The organism is Cohnella fermenti (assembly GCF_004801405.1).
Classification (GTDB): Bacteria; Bacillota; Bacilli; order Paenibacillales; family Paenibacillaceae; genus Cohnella; species Cohnella fermenti.
In genome coordinates this window covers 1-16287 of sequence record NZ_SSOB01000006.1, presented here as the reverse complement: position 1 = coordinate 16287, position 16287 = coordinate 1, and the positions used below count along the sequence as shown (strand labels likewise).

Below are 16287 nucleotides of genomic sequence, written 5' to 3'. Positions count from 1 at the left end.
GCGGAGAGCAAAAGAAGAAGCCTTGCCGACCGGAACGAATTCCGTGCGGCAAGGCCCGCCTCATCGGCCGCGAAGGCGGCCGAATGAGCTTGTATAGCCATCGTCAAGCATTAGAATACTTGCACGACTTCTTCGATACCTTCTACTTCTTCCAGCAGCGCGCGTTCGATGCCGGCCTTAAGCGTAATCGTCGAGCTTGGGCAGCTTCCGCAAGCTCCCATCAAGCGCAGCTTAACGATCCCGTCTTCAACGTCGACCAGTTCCACGTCGCCGCCGTCCCGCTGCAGGAACGGACGAAGTTTGTCGAGCACTTCGAGCACTTCATCGTAAATCGTGTCTTGTGCGGTTTCACTCATCGCCATCCCCTCCTTTCATAACCCTATTATAGTACACATTCGTTCGAATTAAAACGGACGTTCGGCAAAAGAAAGGACGATTCCTCATGAACATCGTGGAATTCTGCGTCAGCAATATGCATCATGGGACGGATAAAGTCATGGAGAAGCTGGAGCTCGAGGGGGATGTCGACGTTATCGAGTACGGCTGCCTCGGCAACTGCGGCGAATGTTATCTGTCCCCGTATGCGATGGTGAACGGGGAGTCCGTCTTCGCCGCGGAGGCGGATGAGCTGTACGATCGAATCAAGGAAGCGATCAAGGAGCAAGAGTCGGAGCGTTCCGCCCTCGACAAGCTCCTCGACGATCTCTGACGGTTGTTCTTTATCCGAAGTGGCGGCGGCTCTTCCACAGGACGCCGCTCTTCAGCATGCGCGGAATTCGGCCCATGAGCGATGTCTTGCCCATAAGAGCGAAGCCGGACTTCTTGCCAAGCGAACCGACCGTCCCCTTGAGTTGAATGCGGGGAAGCTTGATCGTCTTGTTGTGCCAACGGGCATGAAGCACCTGGACAACCTGATGAGCTTGAGCCTGCGCCAACTGGCCGCTCGGGGAGAACGGCTGGCTCGAGCAGTCGCCGATGACGAACACGTCGGGGGCGTCCGGCAGCTCGTGGAATTCGTTCACGATCAGGCGCCCTTGGTTGTCCTTCGGAAGCTGAAGGTCCTGGACGAGCTTCACGGGCTGAATGCCGGCCGTCCAGACCGCGACATCGCCGACGATCTCTTCATCGCCGTTGTAAATAATTCCGCCTTCGATCCGGCTCGTGTGGATGCCGGACCGAAGCTCGACGTGATGCTCCGAGAACCATTCGGCGACGTACTTCTGCAGCCTCGTCGGGAACGCGGACATCAGGCTGCTGCGGTCGAGAATGCGGATATTGAGGTCGGGCCGGCTCTCCCGGAGCTCGGATGCGACCTCGACGCCGCTTAAGCCGCCGCCGATGATGGACACTTGCCCGTACGGGCGGACATCGTTCAGGAGCTGGTACGTGCGGCGGGTCGAAGCGAGCGTCTGAACGCTGGCCGTATATTCGGCGGCTCCCGGGATGCCGTGATAGTTGTCGGTGCACCCGAGCGCGACGATAAGGGAATCATAAAATAACGGGTCGTTGTTCAGCAGATAAACGGCCCTCTCCTCGAAGGAGATGCCGATAATCTCGCCGTAAACGATCTGAAGCTGGGGGTGAGAGGGGAAGCCGACGCGGACTTCCAGCTCGGATACCGTGCCGGCCGCCAAGGCATAATATTCCGTCTTGAGGGAGCCGAAGGGCATCCGGTCCACCAAGGTAACTCTGACGTCTGCGGGAATGCCTGTCAGAAGTTCTTGCACGGCCGTCAATCCGCCATAGCCCCCGCCCAGGACGATGATGTTCTTCACTATGTCACTTCTCCTTCTGCCAAACGACCTTCGCTTGTCGTATTATTGACGAATTCGCGGCTCTGCACGCACAACAAAGAGCGGCCACGGAGCCGCTCACGCCGGAATTCACGCTTTACTCATAAACCTTCACTTCATTATACAGGGTATCGCGTTCGACCGGAATACGTCCGGCCCCTTTAATCAGCCATACCAGATCTTCCCTTGTAATGCCGGCAGGCGTCAGGGCGCCCGCGGCGTGGCTGATGCGTTCGCGCACGATCGTTCCGTGGGCGTCGGAGGCGCCCATCGTCAGCGCGACCTGAGTCAACTGCGTGCCGATATTGATGAAGTACGCCTTCACGTGCTGGAAGTTGTCGAGCATCAGACGGCCGATCGCAATCGCCCGCAGATCGTCGTATGCGGAATTGCGGCGGCGAATGCCGGCCTTCGGACTCGTCGGCTGCATGGAGAGCGGGATGAACACCTGGAAGCCGTTCGTCTCGTCCTGAAGCTCGCGCAACTGCATCAAGTGCTGGACGCGCTCTTCGACCGATTCCACCGGGCCGTAAAGCATGGTCGTCGGTGTCCTCATGCCAAGCTGATGCGCCGTGCGATGAACCTCCAGATACTGCTTGATGCCCGCCTTTTCCACCCGCATCTTGTTCCGATACTGATCCGACAGAATCTCCGCGCCGCCGCCGGTGAGCGATTCGAGCCCGACCGCCATCAGCCGCTCCAGAACCTCGCGATAGCTCAGACCCGAGATGCGGTGGTAGAAGTCGATCTCCGCGGCCGTATAAGCCTTGATGGTAACGTTAGGGTAACGCTCCTTCAGCGACCGGATGGACTCGACGTAATACTCGAACGGGACATTCGGATTGTGGCCGCCGACGATATGGAACTCGCGCGCGGTCGGAGTAATGTGCTGATCGACGTAATCGAACATCTCCTGCGGCGTAAGCGTATAGGAGCCTTCCTCGCCTTGGTCCTTGCGGAAGCTGCAGAACGCGCAATGGGATTCGCATACGTTGGTGAAGTAGAGGCTCATCGTCTCGGTGAAGTACACCTTCTTGCCGTTCTTGCGCAGATTCACCTCGTTCGCGAGCTGTCCGAGAGTCAGCAGATCCTCGGTCTTATAGAGGAACACGCCGTCCTCGAAGCTCAGTCGCTGGCCGGCTCTGACTTTATCCGCGATCTCCGCCATCCTGCTGTCGGAAGCTGTGGAGAGAAGAGTCATCTTGGCATACCTCCTGAATGAGTGCATCACGAATTAATCGTTGCATGATCGCTGTGCATAATTGTTCCATGACTGTCATTTGATTGTGAAAAATATAACTTAGCAACCCAAGCCCTCGGCAAACAACTGTAGTTAGTATAAACTTCTAACTAAGGCGCGGCAACTCTAAAGTTTGTCAGGTATATTTTATGCGAAAAAGGGGAATCAACTTGAATATTAAACATTTTATGGTTATGTTTAAAGTAACATTAAATCCGTAGAAAAAGGAAGGTGTGTTCTCTTGAAACCCGAAGTTCTCCCGCTCTCGGAGCTGGAACAGATGGAGCAAGCCGACAAGATTGCAACGCTGCAGAAGTATCGAGCTGCTTACACCATAAAAGATCTGAGCAACGCATGGGGCTTGACCAATCCGATCCAATATTACATGTGGCTCAAGAAGCAGCACATTTATGAACAGCTCGTCCGCAAGGCGGACAAATTCGAGCCTTCGAAGGAATGGCGCCGGCTCAAGGAGACGGAAGGACGCGAGGAGGATCGGCATCCGGGCAAAAGCCTGCCGGCCGACCAGTTCCGCTACGGCATCGATACCGACTCGTCTGGCCCCGAGCTGGCGCAAGTATTCCGCAAGCTGTCGGAGTTCCTGGTGAGCGAGAACGGCCGCTTCCGCTGTCGCATCGAACTGAAGGCGCTTCCGCATCAAGCCGAAGCCGAATGGAAGGAAGAGGAACCCGGAGCCTGACGGCCCGGGTTTTTCTGTGATTCTCTGCCGGGGGGAAGCAGCGAATGAGCGAATGTGCCCGAATGTACCGCTTCCATGCCCGTACAGGCCGACTTACGGCTGCAAACAGCCCTTGAGCGAGATTTGCCTGCGGAGTATACTAGAGACATAACGGTCGAATTGTCGATCAGCACGAAGGAGGGAATCCGAATGATTGCCATTACCGAATCGGCAGGAGAGAAGATTCAAGAGATGCTTGCGGCAGAGGAGTTGCCGAACCTGTTCTTGCGCATCGGCGTACAGGAAGGCGGCTGCAGCGGTTTTTCATACGGAATGGGCTTCGACGACGAACAGCACGAGGATGACCAAGTGCTCGACGTGCGCGGCCTGAAGATTGTCGTCGATTCGGAGAGCATGCGCTACCTGCGCGGCCTTGAGATCGACTTCAAGGAATCCGCCATGGGCGGGGGCTTCACCATGAACAATCCGAACGCAACGCGCACCTGCGGCTGCGGCTCGTCGTTCCGTACGGAGACGGCGGCCGGCAAGCCGGACAGCGATTGCTGATCGTCGGATCAGACTTCGAACACCGTTCTCCTTAACCGGGGGGCGGTGTTTTTGTGTTGCAATCTTTTGTTACTTTATGGATTTTTTATGATTTTATGTGAAAAACCACATTGGCGCAGCTCGCCGATTCGAACCGATTCGGGCGTATCTCCGGCGGCATTCATCCAAGAACCTGTCCTTCTGTCCGAGTATGTATAAGTAGACGATTGAGAAAGGAGACCATGCGGATGGATATGGCTTCGATTGCCTCGGGACGCCAGCTTGCCAGCAAGTGGCTGAAGACGAATGCGCTGAGATCCAACCCTTACATCGCCAGGCATATCCCCCCATCTCGGCTTTATTCGGCTGCGAATCTTCGGTCGATGCTCTTAAGCCACGGAACGGTCGTGATCAAGCCGGTTCGCGGCGGCGGCGGCATGGGCGTCATGAAGATCAGCGCCAGCGGCGGCGGTTACCGGAGCACGTACATGGCCAGGACGCATTCGTTCGGCTCGTTCTCCGGCCTGGTGTCGCATATCGACCGCAAGCGCAGGGGAAGAAGGTACTTGATCCAGAAGGGAATTCGGCTCGCGACGATTGCCGGGCGGCCGATCGATTACCGCGTGAAGTTCGTGAAGGAGAACGGAGTGTGGACGATCCGCTCCATGGTCGGCAGGGTGGCGCGCAGAGGGCTGTTCGTGACGAACCTGTGCCGCGGGGGCATGCAGCTTACGGCTGCGCAGGGGATACGGCGGTCCTTGTCCTCCGGGGCGGTGCGCCGGAAGAAGGGCGAGATGCGGAACTTGACTCGTGTGGCGACCCAGCTTATGGAGACGAGGTTCCCCGGTATCGGGCAGCTCGGATACGACTACGGAATCGACCGCAACGGACGAATCTGGATCCTCGAAGTCAACACTCGCCCCCAATAAGCATAATTGTTCACCGGTGAGAAATTCATCATATTTTTTTATAATCCATTGGAGTTAACGCCCTGTGTATAATTCCGTCCACAATATCCCCTCGCTTATGGGCGGTGTGTGGATGATTACCCACATTCTGCCAACAGCTTATACACGGGTTGTTGTTGATAGCGGGCTCCCTTGTCCCTCCCGGAGGCGCATGCTATGATGCGAACAGCCGATCAATAGCAGGGATGAGAGAGGGATATCGATGCTTCCGATTCTGTCCGACGAGATCTTGTTGGAAGCGTACACCCATGCGACTCTTCTTCAGCTCGATCCGGAATTTCTGGAGCTTCTTCTGAGCGAGATCAAGAGACGCAAGCTGTCGCTTCCGAACGAGGGAGATCTTGCAGGGTGATGAGACAGATAAACGCATGACAGGCATCATATTGGGAAAAAGGGCATCCTTCCAGGAGCCGGACTCTGCACGAGTCGGGTTCGCTCCGAAGAGGATGCCCTTCTTGTCGGGGTGGAGGCGGCGAAGGCGGCTTACAGCTTCATATTGCTGCTATGGCCGGGAGACAGCTTCGCGTTCGGATCGACGTATACCTTCGCGTTGTTGATGGCGGTCGGCGCTTCGCCGAAGCCGACGGCGATCAGCTTAAGCTTGCCGGGGTACGTCGTGATGTCGCCGGCGGCGAAGATGCCCTCGACGTTCGTCTCCATGCGGGAGTCGACGACGATGGAGCCGCCGTCGATGTTCAGTCCCCATTCGCCGATCGGGCCGAGGGAGCTGATGAAGCCGAAGGTGACGATGACCGAATCGACGTCGAGCAGCGTCTCCTCCTTCGTCTTCACGTCGGACAGCGCGACGCGCTCGATGCGCTCTTCGCCATGCAGTCGAACGATCTCGGACGGGACGATCACCTTGACGGAAGACTGCTCAAGCAGCTCGACGCTGTGCTCGTGCGCGCGGAACTTGTCGCGGCGATGGACAAGCGTGACCGATTCGGCGATCGGCTCGAGCATAAGCGCCCAGTCGAGCGCGGAATCGCCGCCGCCGCTGATCAGCACTTTCTGCCCGCGGTAACGCTCGAGATCGCTGACGAAGTAGTGAAGGTTGACGCCCTCGTACTTCGGCGCTTCAGGAAGTTCCAATCTCCGCGGCTCGAAGGCGCCGACGCCGCCCGTGATGATGATGGACTTCGCCTGGTACGAGGACTTGTCGGTGACGACCTCGAAGTGGCGCTCCGCCAGCTTGCGAACGGACTGCACCTTCTCCTCGAGAACGACGTTGCTGCTGAAGTGGTTCATCTGCTTCTTCAGGCTGTCGACCAGTTCCTGCGCTTTAACCTTCGGGAACCCGGCAACGTCGTAAATGTATTTCTCCGGGTACAGAGCGGCGAGCTGGCCGCCGAGCTGGGGCATACTTTCAATTAAGGTGACGGACATCTGCCGCATGCCGCCGTAGAAGGCGGCGAACATGCCTGCAGGGCCCCCGCCGATAATAAGGACATCGGACAATGCGGACGTCGAATCGATCGTATTCTCACTCATGTATGACAACCTCCGTTGTTGTTAACATTTTCCATCGGGATGGGAATCCTTCAGAGAATCTTTCTCAATTATAATCCCGAATGGGGGAGAGAGGAATAGCCGAGCACGGCTTGGGAACGATTGTTGGAACAAGGGGCAAAACTTCACCCCGATTTTTGTGGAGTTGTCCAAACAATTTCGTAGGATGTAAACTTGAAAACAGCGCGCAAAGCCGATAGAATTCAAAATGAAGAGGCATAGGTTCAGATCGGGCAGAGAGGAATTGTGTCTTTTTTCACAATTGATAAATAGATATAAACACAACCTCGGATTGGATGGGATTAACCATGAGTAGCATTCCAAAAATCGTGATTCTAGGCGCAGGATACGGCGGTATTCTGACTTCCCTTCGATTGCAGAAAGAGCTGAATTATAACGAAGCGGACGTTACCCTGGTGAATAAGCACGATTATCACTATATTACGACGCATCTGCACATGCCGGCGGCGGGAACGGACCACCCCGACAACGCGCGCGTGAACATCTCGAAGCTGATCGACGAGTTCAAGATCGACTTCGTGAAGTCCACGGTTGTGCAGATTCGCCCTCAGGATCGCAAGGTCATCCTCGAAGACGGGACTCTGTCGTACGATTACCTCGTCATCGGCCTCGGCGGCGAGTCGGAGACGTTCGGCATTCCGGGACTGGCGGAGAACGCCTTTACGATCCGCAGCATCAACTCGGTTCGCCTCATCCGCGAGCACATCGAGTACCAATTCGCCCGCTACAAGAGGGAGCCGCATCGCACGGACTACCTGACGTTCGTCATCGGCGGAGCGGGCTTCACCGGCATCGAGTTCATCGGCGAGCTGGCCGACCGCATCCCGGACCTGTGCAAGCAGTTCGACGTGGAGCCTTCGCTCGTGAAGATCGTCAACGTCGAAGCGGCCCCGACGGCGCTTCCGGGCTTCGATCCGGAGCTCGTGGAGTACGCGATGCAGGTGCTTCAGAAGAAGGGCGTCACGTTCCGCATCGGAACGGCGATCAAGGAGTGCACGCCGGACGGCGTCGTTGTGGGCGAAGGGGAAGAGATCAAGTCGCAGACGGTCATCTGGACGGGCGGCGTGCGCGGCAACCGCCTGATCGAGGATGCCGGCTTCGAGACGATGCGCGGACGCGTCAAGGTGGACGAGTTCCTGCGCGCGCCGGGACACGAGAACGTGTACGTGCTCGGCGACAACTCGCTCATGTTCAACGAGCAGGGCCGCCCGTACCCGCCGACGGCTCAGATCGCGATGCAGCAAGGCGTCAACTGCGCGCATAACCTCGTCGCGTCGATCCGCAATCAATCGCCTAAGGCGTTCGTCTTCTCGAACAAGGGCACCGTAGCCTCGCTCGGCAAGGGTGAAGCGATCGGCCTTGCCTTCGGCAAGAAGTACAAGGGACGCGTCGCCGCATGGCTGAAGAAGGCGATCGACCTGCGCTACCTGTTCATCATCGGCGGCATCTCGCTCGTGCTGCGCAAGGGCAAGTTCCTCTAATGCGGCACTGCAGCGTGCAGGTCCGGGGCTTGCTCACCCGGCCCGAGCTGGATCGCTACAACGCGCTCATGGAGGTCGGCGGCTACCTCGAGTCGCAGAGCCGCTACGACCTGTCGGCCATCGTCCAGGCGGAGGTCGACCTGCTCATCCAGCCCGGCATCGAGCGGCTGAAGGAGAAGGGCCGCGAGCGCGACCGGATGACGCAGGAGTACCTTGAGGAGCTTCGCCGCTCCGAGTGGGAAGCCCAGATGAGGAAGCTGGCGGAATCGGACGAGGATTAAGGATCGAGGATTGAAGGAACAGCCCGGCAAGCCTGAACAGGCTTGGCCGGGTTTTGCTTGTGTTGGCGCATTGGCGTATCGGAGGCGGCAATACTGCTGGACAGCAGGAATATATGTGAAAATTCACATTGGCGAGCACAATAACGGGCACTTTGCGCGATTATATGTGAAAAACCACATACATGGAGAAAATTGCCCCCGGAAAAACCGTATATATGCTAAAAATCGCATAAAACGCTCCGATTCCCTCCAATCCAGCGCTGACGAATGTGAAAAATCACATAAAATCGCAACAGACATCGGACTATGGGGGCGAATCGCTTGTCGGGGGCGAGGAAGTTATCCCATAAGAAGACTGCGCACACAGCCGGGATAAAGCGTCGATTGGAGGAAGAGTAACCACGACCCAACCGAAGCGACGACAGGCGCGCGGAGGTGCCGAGATGAGTCACCATTACTCAAGTGCGGGCGTCCGAGCAGGCATGGTGGGTGCGGATGAGTAACCACGACTCAACTGAAGCGGCGATAGGCGCGTGGAGGTACTGAGATGAGTAGCTATTACTCAAGTACAGGCGTCCGAGCAGGCATGATGGGTGCAGATGAGTAACCACGACTCAACCGAAGCGGCGATAGGCGCGCGGAGGTACCGAGATGAGTCACCATTACTCAAGTGCGGGCGTCCGAGCAGGCATGATGGGTGCAGATGAGTAACCACGACTCAACTGAAACGGCATTAGGCGCGCGGAGGAACCGAGATGAGTCACCATTACTCAAGTGCGGGCGTCCGAGCAGGCATGGTGGGTGCAGATGAGTAACCACGACCCAACTGGAGCGTCGACAGGCGCGCGGAGGTACCGAGATGAGTAACTATTACTCAAGTGCAGGCGTTCGAGCAGGCATGATGGGTGCAGATGAGTAACCACGACCCAACCGAAGCGACGATAGGCGCGCGGAGGTACCGAGATGAGTCACCATTACTCAAGTGCAGGCGTTCGAGCGGGCATGATGGGTGCAGATGAGTAACCACGACTAAACCGAAGCGGCGATAGGCGCGCGGAGGAACCGAGATGAGTCACCATTACTCAAGTGCGGGAGTCCGAACAGGTATGGTGGGTGCAGATGAGTAACCACGACCCAACTGAAGTGGCAACAGGCGCGCGGACGGGGCCGGGATATAACAAAACCCGCTCAATGCAGGGCCGGCCGGAAGGTCGGCGGCTCTTGCACGAGCGGGTTGAGTTCGGCATCGACAGCCTGCGTATGCACTAATAGCCGGCGCGTGCACCATAGCTTCGCATTGCATCTCGATAGCCTGTGCTTTTCACCGATAGCCTACGCTTTTCACCGATAGCCTGCGCCTTGTCCTTATTGCTTCACGTTACACCTTCAACAATTCGCTCAGCGAGTCGCGCGTCAGGCGGTTGCCGACGTAGAACTCGCCGAACTCGCCGTAGCGGGCGCTCACTTCGTCGAAGCGCATCTCGTACACGAGCTTCTTGAACTGCAGCGCGTCGTCCGCGAACAGCGTGACGCCCCATTCCCAGTCGTCGAAGCCGACCGAGCCGCTGATGATCTGCTTGACCTTGCCGGCATAGCTTCGGCCGATCATGCCGTGGCTGCGCATCATCGCCTTGCGGTCGTCCATCGGCAGCATGTACCAGTTGTCGCCGAGCAGACGACGCTTGTTCATCGGGTAGAAGCAGATGTGCTCCGCCTTCGGCAGAATCGGCTTCAGGCGAGCGACGATCTCCGGCACCTGCATCGGATCGACGCCCGGCTGGCCCATGTAGTTGCTCAGCTCGACGACGCTCACGTACGAGTGCACCGGCTTCGTGAACCGCGCGAACGCCGACTTGTTGTACGAATTCTCGATCGCGTTCAGCTCCTGCAGCGTCTCCCTGAGGTGCATGAAGACGAAGTCCGCCTTCTGGCCGACGATGCTGTACAGCGCCAGGCTGCCTTCCTTGCGCGCCTCCGTCTCCTCCCAGCCGCCGATCAGCGTCAGCAGCTCCCGCGTTGCCTTCTCGCGCTCCGCCTCCGACGCATCCTGCCAGGCGGCCCAATCCACCGTACGGAAATCATGAAGGACGTACCAGCCGTCCAATGTTTGTGCAGCTTCGCTCATCTTCTTGTCGTCTCTCCTCGCTATAGCTTGGTCTCCACGTATCTCTTCTATATTTTAGCGGATTGGCCCCCGGGGGGGCAAACGGTTGCGAAGAACGCGCGGTGAACATCAGGTGAACATCGAGTGAACATTGACTAGGCCGAAAACGATCTTGTAAACTGTAAGGTGATATGATGTCGGGAGGAAGCAGCTATGACAGAGTTGATTCAAGAAGTTGTCGGTACCCTGCTGTTCTACGTGTTGTTCTTCGGGATCGGCTTTATTCTCAATATGCTTATCAAGACGACATGGATGCCGACCTGGCTCTATGTCATAATCGTGCTGCCGCTCGGCGTGTGGCACTTCTGGGACCCGGAGCTGAGCTGGCTGGCGTTCATCGGGGTGTTCCTGTGGCCGTTCCTCGCCGGAATCGGCGGCGCGCTGTCTAGCGGCTGGGCGATCCGGTCGCTTCGCAAGAACGGGTATCGGATGTTCTGATGACGTCAGGGTCCCGGGGGAAAATCAACCAGTTGGCGAAGTTCGCGACGGTAGGCGTTATGAACACGGCGGTCGATCTCGTCGTTTTCTCCGCGCTCGTGTACGGGCTCGGCGCTGCGTCGGCTCTGGCCCAGACGATCTCGTACCTGTGCGGCTTCCTGAACAGCTACGTCTGGAATCGTTCCTGGACGTTCCGCACCGGGAAGCGAGCCAGCGCGGGGGAGCTTCTCCGATTCGGCATCGTGAACGCCGTCTCGTTCGGCGTGTCGATGGCCGTGCTGCTCGGGATGGAGAAGGGACTTGGCTTCAGTCCGCTGGCGGCCAAGCTCGTCTCGATCGTCGCCTCGCTCGCGGCGAATTATGCGGGCAGCAAGCTGTGGGTATTCCGGGAGCCGCAGCGGAAGCAGGAGGAAGCCTGACGTATGGGAAGATAGAGGGTGCGGGAACGCTAACGGGGACCAAACCGGAGGTGGGACCGTGCCCTTGCTGCATATTAACGGAGTAGAGACGCATTATCACCTGCAGGGACGCGGACGCGCGCTTGTCTTGCTGCATCCGCCCTGCATGGGCAGCCGCGTGTTCACGTACCTGCGCAACGACCTGGCCCAGGATCATCGGGTATTGGCCTTCGACTTCCGAGGCCATGGCCGCAGCGCATCTTCGCGGGAACGCATCACAATTCCCGTGCTCGCCGAAGATGTTCGGCTGCTGCTGGACGAGTTGGAGTTGAGCCAAGCTTACCTCGTCTCGTATTCGTCCGCTTCGCTTGTGGCGCTGGAGGCGATGCTCGCCTACCCGGACCGGTTCCGCGGGGCGGCCATGCTGTCGGGCGTGTCCGAGCTGACGGACCGCAGGCGCCGGCTGGAGGCGCAGGCGATGAAGCTCGCCGCCTCCTTCAAGGCGAAGGAACTGCTCGCGCTTGCAGGAGGCTGGAGACATGCCGACAACGCCGAAGCGTTCCATCGGCTGCGCGCGGAGACGAAGGCGGGAGATCCGGACAAGTGGAAGGAATACTTGTCCGCCTGCCTCGACTGCCGGGCGACGGAGCGGCTCGGACGCATCGGGAAGCCGGCGCTGCTTCTGTTCGGAGAGAATGATCGCAAGGCCGCTCCCGATGCCAAGATGCTGCAGCGGGGGCTCGGCCGCGCCTCGACCGCGTGGATTCCCGGAGCGGACGAGCGGCTGCCGATTCATTCCTCCGGCGCTTGCGCCCAGCTTATTCGCGACTGGATCGCCGCGCTGGAGGAAGGCCCGCGCCCGGTTGCGGCTCGCATCGGGGAAGACGGATTCCGTTCCGAGACGTACGGGATCGGCTTCGACCCGGACGAGCCGGCGGACGAAGAGGACAATTCGACCTTCAAGGATTACAGGTGATTGCCGAGCGTGCGGACGAATCGCTCCAACAGGAGCTGGTCGGCGTCCGTGAATCGGCCGCGGAGCGGGCTGTCGATGTCGAGGACGCCGATCGGCTCGCCGAGCTTGTCGTGCAGCGGGACGACGATCTCGGAATTGGAGGCGGCGTCGCAGGCGATATGACCGGGGAAGGCATGGACGTCCTCCACCCGGACCGTCTCGCGCCGCAGCGCGGCCGTGCCGCACACGCCGCGCCCGAGGGCGATGCGCACGCAGGCGGGCAGCCCCTGGAACGGGCCGAGCACGAGCTCGCCGTCTTCGAGCAGATAGAAGCCGACCCAGTTGATATCGGTCAGGTAGACGTTCAGCAGCGCGGAGGCGTTGGCCAGATTCGCGATGCGGCTCGGTTCGCCTTCGATCAGGCTGGCGAGCTGGGCGAGCAGCAGGCGTTCGTTCTCTTCCCGGCTGCCGGACAGCGTTTGGCGTTCGAATGACATGGAAGCTCCCTTTCTTTCTGGGTGGAGTGGTGGTCCCTCTAGAATAGTACAATCGCGGCCGAATCGCCAAGCTCCCATTCCCGTTTCTCCTGCAAGCGACTCCCATCTCGGGGCTTTCTTTTCCCTATCCAGTTGCGCTGAGCTTTGTGCTACAATAGAGAGACTTTCTCTATGAAAAGAGTGTTATCTACGTTATGCGAGTGTCGAATCGCCTGGAATTCACGGAGAACCACCGTTACGTGGCCTATCGGGACTTCGCGCTCAGCGGTCTCGACCGGACTCTTCTCTCTCATCTCTATCAGCCGATGGTCGGAGCGTTCGCCGTCGGTCTCTATACGCTGCTCTACCACCTTCTGGAGGAGGAGCGGCTTGGCTATACCGTTCCCGAGCCGCAGCGCAGGCTGTTCCTCGGACTCGATCTCGACCCGAACGACGCGGGGCGCAAGCAGCTTATCGAGGGCTCCTCGAAGCTCGAAGCCGTCGGTCTGCTGCAGGTGTATCGGCAATATGATCCCGCGAACGAAGAGACGCTGTACGAATACGTGCTTCTTCGCCCTCTGCCCGCGGCGGAATTCTTCACCAATCTGCACCTGAGCCTGCTGCTGAGGGACAAGATCGGGAAGCCTGCGCTTCTTGAGCTGAAGAGCCGCTTCGCGCCGGAGCGCCCGGTCGGCCTCGCACGCTTCATGAACCGCGAAGAGGCGACCGTGCCGTTCTACGAGTTGTTCCGGTTAAGCGCCGGGCCCGTCGATCCCGAGCTGGAAGCTGCGCTCTCCGAGAGCGCTTCGGCGGTGGAGGCGGTCGCCTCGCCGCGAATCCGCAAGCCGGAGAAGATCCGGCACAGCGACATGCTGCTACGCTTCCCGCGCGGTTCGGCGAACCGCGCCTTCGTGGAGCGGCTGCCGCTTCAGGACGAGGCGATGGAGCAGATCAATTACCTCGCCTACAAGTTCGACCTGGAGGTGCCGGAGATCTGCCGCCTGCTCGACGAAGACGGCAGCTTCGAGGCGGACGGGACGCTGCGCTGGGATGCGCTTCAGGCCCGTGCCAATCTGATCTACCGGCAGACCCGGAAGCGGGGCGAGGAGCGCGAGCGATACATGGCTCGGCTGAACTCTCCCGGCGGCGCCGGCGCGGCCTCGGCAGGAGCAAGCGAGGCGGAAGAGGCAGGGGGCGAGCTCACGGCAGGAGCCGCGATGCTCGATGTGCCCGCGCGCTTCCCGGCGAAGGTGTCGAAGGAACAATACAACAGGTTGCTTCGGACCGAACCGTACACGCGGATGCAGGAACGATACTTCCCGGGGGCGGTCCCGGCTTCTTTCTCGAATATTTTTGAGAAGATCAGCATTAATTACGGGCTGCCGGACCCGGTTGTGAACGTGCTGTTCCATTACCTCATGGGCATGGAGGACACGCAGCGGCTGACGAACAACTTCATCGACTCGATCGCGTCGAACATGCTCGCGAAGGGTATTGATACGTACGAGAAGGCGGTTGCTTATGTCCGCAGCCAGGAGAAGCTGAACGAGACGCTCGAGCGCAGGCGCCGCGGCCAAGAGGACGAGCCGGCAGCGGGCAAGCCGTCCGGCTACGGAGCGGGCGGCAGAGGAAGACGCGGCGGCGCAGGCGGCATCGGCGGCTCGCGCAAGCCGGCGATGCCGGTCGTCGGAGACGGGCCTGCGGAGGAAGTATCCGCCGAGGACCGGGAGAAGATGCGCGAGCTGGCCCGCAAGCTTCAGGGGAAGAACCCGCAGTAACGTCAGGAAGGAGGAGACAGGATGGAATCGCTCGGAGAAGCGCTTCGCGGCTGGAAGCAGGCCGCCGGCGGGCAGGACCCGCAAGCGATCGGCGATCGCGTGCTGCGCGACCCGCTCGTCGCGAAGTTCCGGGAACGGTACCCGGAATTGACCGAACGCACGCTGCGGATCAACATGAACAAGCTGTACCAGATGTCGGTCGAGTACCGCAACTGCAAGGAATGTCCGGGGCTTGCCAATTGCCCGAACGACATGCAGGGCCACTCCACGCGGCTGACTTGCGAGGAAGTGAACGGCGAGTGGCAGTTGTTCGACAGCAAGGCGCCTTGCTCGAAGTGGACTGCGCACGAGCAGCAGGAGCGCATCCGCCGCCAGATCACAAGCTATTACGCCGACGTCGACGCTTCGGACGACCGCTTCAACGAGTTGGAGATGCTGGACCTGGACGGGGAACGCTCCATGGCCGTGAACAAGGTGCTGCAGTACGTCGAAGCGACCAAGACCGTCGGCCTCGGCACGAAGGGGCTGTACCTGATGGGCAGCTTCGGCACGGGCAAGACGTTCATGGCCGGCTACCTGCTCCACAAGCTCGCCAAGGAAGGGCTCTCGGGCGTCATCGTCTACATGCCGGAGTTCGTCGAGGACGCTAAGGGCATGATGATGGAGCCGCAGAAGCTGAAGGAGACCGTCTCGCTCATGAAGGAATGCGATCTTCTCGTCTTCGACGACATCGGCGCGGAGAACCTGAGCCCCTGGGTGCGGGACCACGTGCTGGGTGCGATTCTCAACTTCCGGATGAACCGCAAGCCGACCTTCTACACGTCGAACCACGACCTCGACTCGCTCGAGAAGCACTTCAGCTTCACGCACAAGGAAGGCGAGGAGCTGCACAAGGGGCAGCGGCTGATGGACCGCATCCGGCCATTCGTCGACGTCGTCCACGTTCGCGGCCGGAACCATCGGGGGCAGTGATCGCGCATCGCCGGCCTCCGACGACACGCGCGCGCTCCGCGCGCCGGGGTTCCGCCTTCGGCGACCCGGCAGCGCTCGCGCGGCATTGCCGACAACGCACGTATCGCCTAGCCCTCCTCGATAGCCGTTTTTTGCCCGACTGGCCCCTATCCTCCCCCTGCACGCTGCACGAATGCGAAATTTCACATACAAACGCTGCTTAATCGGCACAAATAAGGTTTATATGCCAAAAATCGCATAAAAACAGGAGTTGGCCCTCATTGAGAGGGCAATAAATGTGAAAAACCACATAGAATGCCCCAAAACGGCCGCCAATCCCCGTCGCGAATGTGAAAAATCGTTACTACTTAGGTACCGGGGATAACAAGTGTGCCGCGAAAAGCGTCGGTTAACGAGGAGAGAACGGGGAGTTTTTGTTTAATCAACGTGGAGATGACGCTCCGTAAACGCGCAAACGTGACGGCACCCGCTTGCGTTCGAAACGCACCCGAGACTTTCTGTTTCACCTTGACCATCCGCAGATCGCGTTCCGCCTGGTTATTGTCAAACGGAATTTCGGGTCGCCGAAGAAACAAGAGAATCGCCTCT

General features: G+C 59.1%; 19 protein-coding genes. 12 read left to right on the top strand and 7 right to left on the bottom strand.

Translation table 11 applies throughout. The annotated features are described in order from the left end of the window. Positions 1 to 110: 110 nt before the first annotated feature. Positions 111 to 356, bottom strand: a complete 246-nt coding sequence (locus tag E6C55_RS05855; protein WP_126960134.1) for a NifU family protein — start codon at positions 354 to 356, stop codon at positions 111 to 113. Positions 357 to 442: 86 nt separating this feature from the next. Between E6C55_RS05855 and E6C55_RS05850 the strand changes: the two genes are divergently transcribed. Beyond that, positions 443 to 709 carry a YuzB family protein gene (locus E6C55_RS05850; RefSeq protein WP_136368859.1) on the top strand — a complete coding sequence of 89 codons (267 nt, stop codon included), beginning with the start codon at positions 443 to 445 and terminating at the stop codon, positions 707 to 709. Between the two features lie 10 nt (positions 710 to 719). Here the strand turns inward: E6C55_RS05850 and E6C55_RS05845 are convergent, their stop codons facing one another. Continuing rightward, complete coding sequence (locus tag E6C55_RS05845) at positions 720 to 1775, bottom strand: NAD(P)/FAD-dependent oxidoreductase (RefSeq protein ID WP_136368858.1); 1056 nt, start codon at positions 1773 to 1775, stop codon at positions 720 to 722. 115 nt (positions 1776 to 1890) lie between these two features. Further along, a complete protein-coding gene (gene mqnE / locus E6C55_RS05840; protein ID WP_136368857.1) occupies positions 1891 to 2994 on the bottom strand; it encodes an aminofutalosine synthase MqnE in 1104 nt (367 codons plus the stop codon). A gap of 280 nt (positions 2995 to 3274) precedes the next feature. Between mqnE and E6C55_RS05835 the strand changes: the two genes are divergently transcribed. From E6C55_RS05835 to sda, 4 genes are all read left to right on the top strand, one after another. After that, positions 3275 to 3733, top strand: coding sequence for a hypothetical protein (locus E6C55_RS05835; RefSeq protein WP_136368856.1), 459 nt, complete (start codon positions 3275 to 3277; stop codon positions 3731 to 3733). Positions 3734 to 3922: 189 nt separating this feature from the next. Beyond that, positions 3923 to 4279: an iron-sulfur cluster insertion protein ErpA gene (erpA, locus tag E6C55_RS05830; protein ID WP_136368855.1), complete on the top strand. Its 357-nt coding sequence runs from the start codon at positions 3923 to 3925 to the stop codon at positions 4277 to 4279. A gap of 227 nt (positions 4280 to 4506) precedes the next feature. Then, complete coding sequence (locus tag E6C55_RS05825; RefSeq protein ID WP_136368854.1) at positions 4507 to 5187, top strand: YheC/YheD family protein; 681 nt, start codon at positions 4507 to 4509, stop codon at positions 5185 to 5187. 241 nt (positions 5188 to 5428) lie between these two features. Then, on the top strand, positions 5429 to 5578 hold the full coding sequence (gene sda, locus E6C55_RS05820) for a sporulation histidine kinase inhibitor Sda (protein ID WP_136368853.1): 150 nt from the start codon (positions 5429 to 5431) through the stop codon (positions 5576 to 5578). 131 nt (positions 5579 to 5709) lie between these two features. On the opposite strand, the gene E6C55_RS05815 is transcribed toward sda, so the two are convergent. Further along, positions 5710 to 6717 (bottom strand): NAD(P)/FAD-dependent oxidoreductase, encoded by a 1008-nt coding sequence (locus tag E6C55_RS05815; protein WP_136368852.1) that lies wholly within the window; start codon positions 6715 to 6717, stop codon positions 5710 to 5712. A 326-nt stretch (positions 6718 to 7043) separates the two neighbouring features. Between E6C55_RS05815 and E6C55_RS05810 the strand changes: the two genes are divergently transcribed. Together E6C55_RS05810 and E6C55_RS05805 are read left to right on the top strand one after the other, a co-directional pair. After that, a complete protein-coding gene (locus E6C55_RS05810) occupies positions 7044 to 8237 on the top strand; it encodes an NAD(P)/FAD-dependent oxidoreductase (protein ID WP_136368851.1) in 1194 nt (397 codons plus the stop codon). Continuing rightward, positions 8237 to 8518 (top strand): hypothetical protein, encoded by a 282-nt coding sequence (locus tag E6C55_RS05805; protein WP_136368850.1) that lies wholly within the window; start codon positions 8237 to 8239, stop codon positions 8516 to 8518. Before E6C55_RS05810 ends, E6C55_RS05805 begins: the two co-directional genes overlap by 1 nt. Before the next feature lie 1378 nt (positions 8519 to 9896). On the opposite strand, the gene hemQ is transcribed toward E6C55_RS05805, so the two are convergent. Next, positions 9897 to 10643 carry a hydrogen peroxide-dependent heme synthase gene (gene hemQ, locus E6C55_RS05800; protein ID WP_136368849.1) on the bottom strand — a complete coding sequence of 249 codons (747 nt, stop codon included), beginning with the start codon at positions 10641 to 10643 and terminating at the stop codon, positions 9897 to 9899. Positions 10644 to 10835: 192 nt separating this feature from the next. Here hemQ and E6C55_RS05795 point away from each other — a divergent pair, with 192 nt between their 5' ends. The 3 genes from E6C55_RS05795 to E6C55_RS05785 are packed head-to-tail and all read left to right on the top strand — an operon-like array spanning position 10836 to position 12494. Then, on the top strand, positions 10836 to 11120 hold the full coding sequence (locus E6C55_RS05795) for a YuiB family protein (RefSeq protein WP_136368848.1): 285 nt from the start codon (positions 10836 to 10838) through the stop codon (positions 11118 to 11120). Then, complete coding sequence (locus tag E6C55_RS05790; protein WP_136368847.1) at positions 11120 to 11539, top strand: GtrA family protein; 420 nt, start codon at positions 11120 to 11122, stop codon at positions 11537 to 11539. Before E6C55_RS05795 ends, E6C55_RS05790 begins: the two co-directional genes overlap by 1 nt. 58 nt (positions 11540 to 11597) lie before the next feature. Next, complete coding sequence (locus E6C55_RS05785; protein ID WP_168735481.1) at positions 11598 to 12494, top strand: alpha/beta fold hydrolase; 897 nt, start codon at positions 11598 to 11600, stop codon at positions 12492 to 12494. Here the strand turns inward: E6C55_RS05785 and E6C55_RS05780 are convergent. Beyond that, positions 12485 to 12970 (bottom strand): GAF domain-containing protein, encoded by a 486-nt coding sequence (locus E6C55_RS05780; protein WP_136368845.1) that lies wholly within the window; start codon positions 12968 to 12970, stop codon positions 12485 to 12487. The two genes, E6C55_RS05785 and E6C55_RS05780, sit on opposite strands and share 10 nt — an antisense overlap. A 194-nt stretch (positions 12971 to 13164) precedes the next feature. Here E6C55_RS05780 and E6C55_RS05775 point away from each other — a divergent pair, with 194 nt between their 5' ends. Both E6C55_RS05775 and dnaI read left to right on the top strand, forming a co-directional pair. Then, positions 13165 to 14727, top strand: a complete 1563-nt coding sequence (locus E6C55_RS05775; RefSeq protein ID WP_136368844.1) for a DnaD domain protein — start codon at positions 13165 to 13167, stop codon at positions 14725 to 14727. A gap of 21 nt (positions 14728 to 14748) precedes the next feature. Next, on the top strand, positions 14749 to 15699 hold the full coding sequence (gene dnaI, locus E6C55_RS05770) for a primosomal protein DnaI (protein WP_136368843.1): 951 nt from the start codon (positions 14749 to 14751) through the stop codon (positions 15697 to 15699). 347 nt (positions 15700 to 16046) lie between these two features. Here dnaI and E6C55_RS05765 read toward each other — a convergent pair. Beyond that, positions 16047 to 16287 (bottom strand): IS66 family transposase (locus E6C55_RS05765; RefSeq protein WP_230986558.1); only part of this gene is annotated, 241 nt, incomplete at its 5' end.

Excerpts from the sequence above, each read along its gene's own strand:
- E6C55_RS05805 (WP_136368850.1), top strand. The coding sequence starts at position 8,237 with ATGCGGCACTGCAGCGTGCAGGTCCGGGGCTTGCTCACCCGGCCCGAG.
- E6C55_RS05780 (WP_136368845.1), bottom strand. The coding sequence starts at position 12,970 with ATGTCATTCGAACGCCAAACGCTGTCCGGCAGCCGGGAAGAGAACGAA.
- E6C55_RS05855 (WP_126960134.1), bottom strand. The coding sequence starts at position 356 with ATGAGTGAAACCGCACAAGACACGATTTACGATGAAGTGCTCGAAGTG.
- E6C55_RS05825 (WP_136368854.1), top strand. The coding sequence starts at position 4,507 with ATGGATATGGCTTCGATTGCCTCGGGACGCCAGCTTGCCAGCAAGTGG.
- mqnE (WP_136368857.1), bottom strand. The coding sequence starts at position 2,994 with ATGACTCTTCTCTCCACAGCTTCCGACAGCAGGATGGCGGAGATCGCG.
- E6C55_RS05815 (WP_136368852.1), bottom strand. The coding sequence starts at position 6,717 with ATGAGTGAGAATACGATCGATTCGACGTCCGCATTGTCCGATGTCCTT.
- E6C55_RS05795 (WP_136368848.1), top strand. The coding sequence starts at position 10,836 with ATGACAGAGTTGATTCAAGAAGTTGTCGGTACCCTGCTGTTCTACGTG.
- sda (WP_136368853.1), top strand. The coding sequence starts at position 5,429 with ATGCTTCCGATTCTGTCCGACGAGATCTTGTTGGAAGCGTACACCCAT.
- hemQ (WP_136368849.1), bottom strand. The coding sequence starts at position 10,643 with ATGAGCGAAGCTGCACAAACATTGGACGGCTGGTACGTCCTTCATGAT.
- E6C55_RS05775 (WP_136368844.1), top strand. The coding sequence starts at position 13,165 with ATGCGAGTGTCGAATCGCCTGGAATTCACGGAGAACCACCGTTACGTG.
- E6C55_RS05810 (WP_136368851.1), top strand. The coding sequence starts at position 7,044 with ATGAGTAGCATTCCAAAAATCGTGATTCTAGGCGCAGGATACGGCGGT.
- E6C55_RS05790 (WP_136368847.1), top strand. The coding sequence starts at position 11,120 with ATGACGTCAGGGTCCCGGGGGAAAATCAACCAGTTGGCGAAGTTCGCG.
- E6C55_RS05850 (WP_136368859.1), top strand. The coding sequence starts at position 443 with ATGAACATCGTGGAATTCTGCGTCAGCAATATGCATCATGGGACGGAT.
- erpA (WP_136368855.1), top strand. The coding sequence starts at position 3,923 with ATGATTGCCATTACCGAATCGGCAGGAGAGAAGATTCAAGAGATGCTT.
- dnaI (WP_136368843.1), top strand. The coding sequence starts at position 14,749 with ATGGAATCGCTCGGAGAAGCGCTTCGCGGCTGGAAGCAGGCCGCCGGC.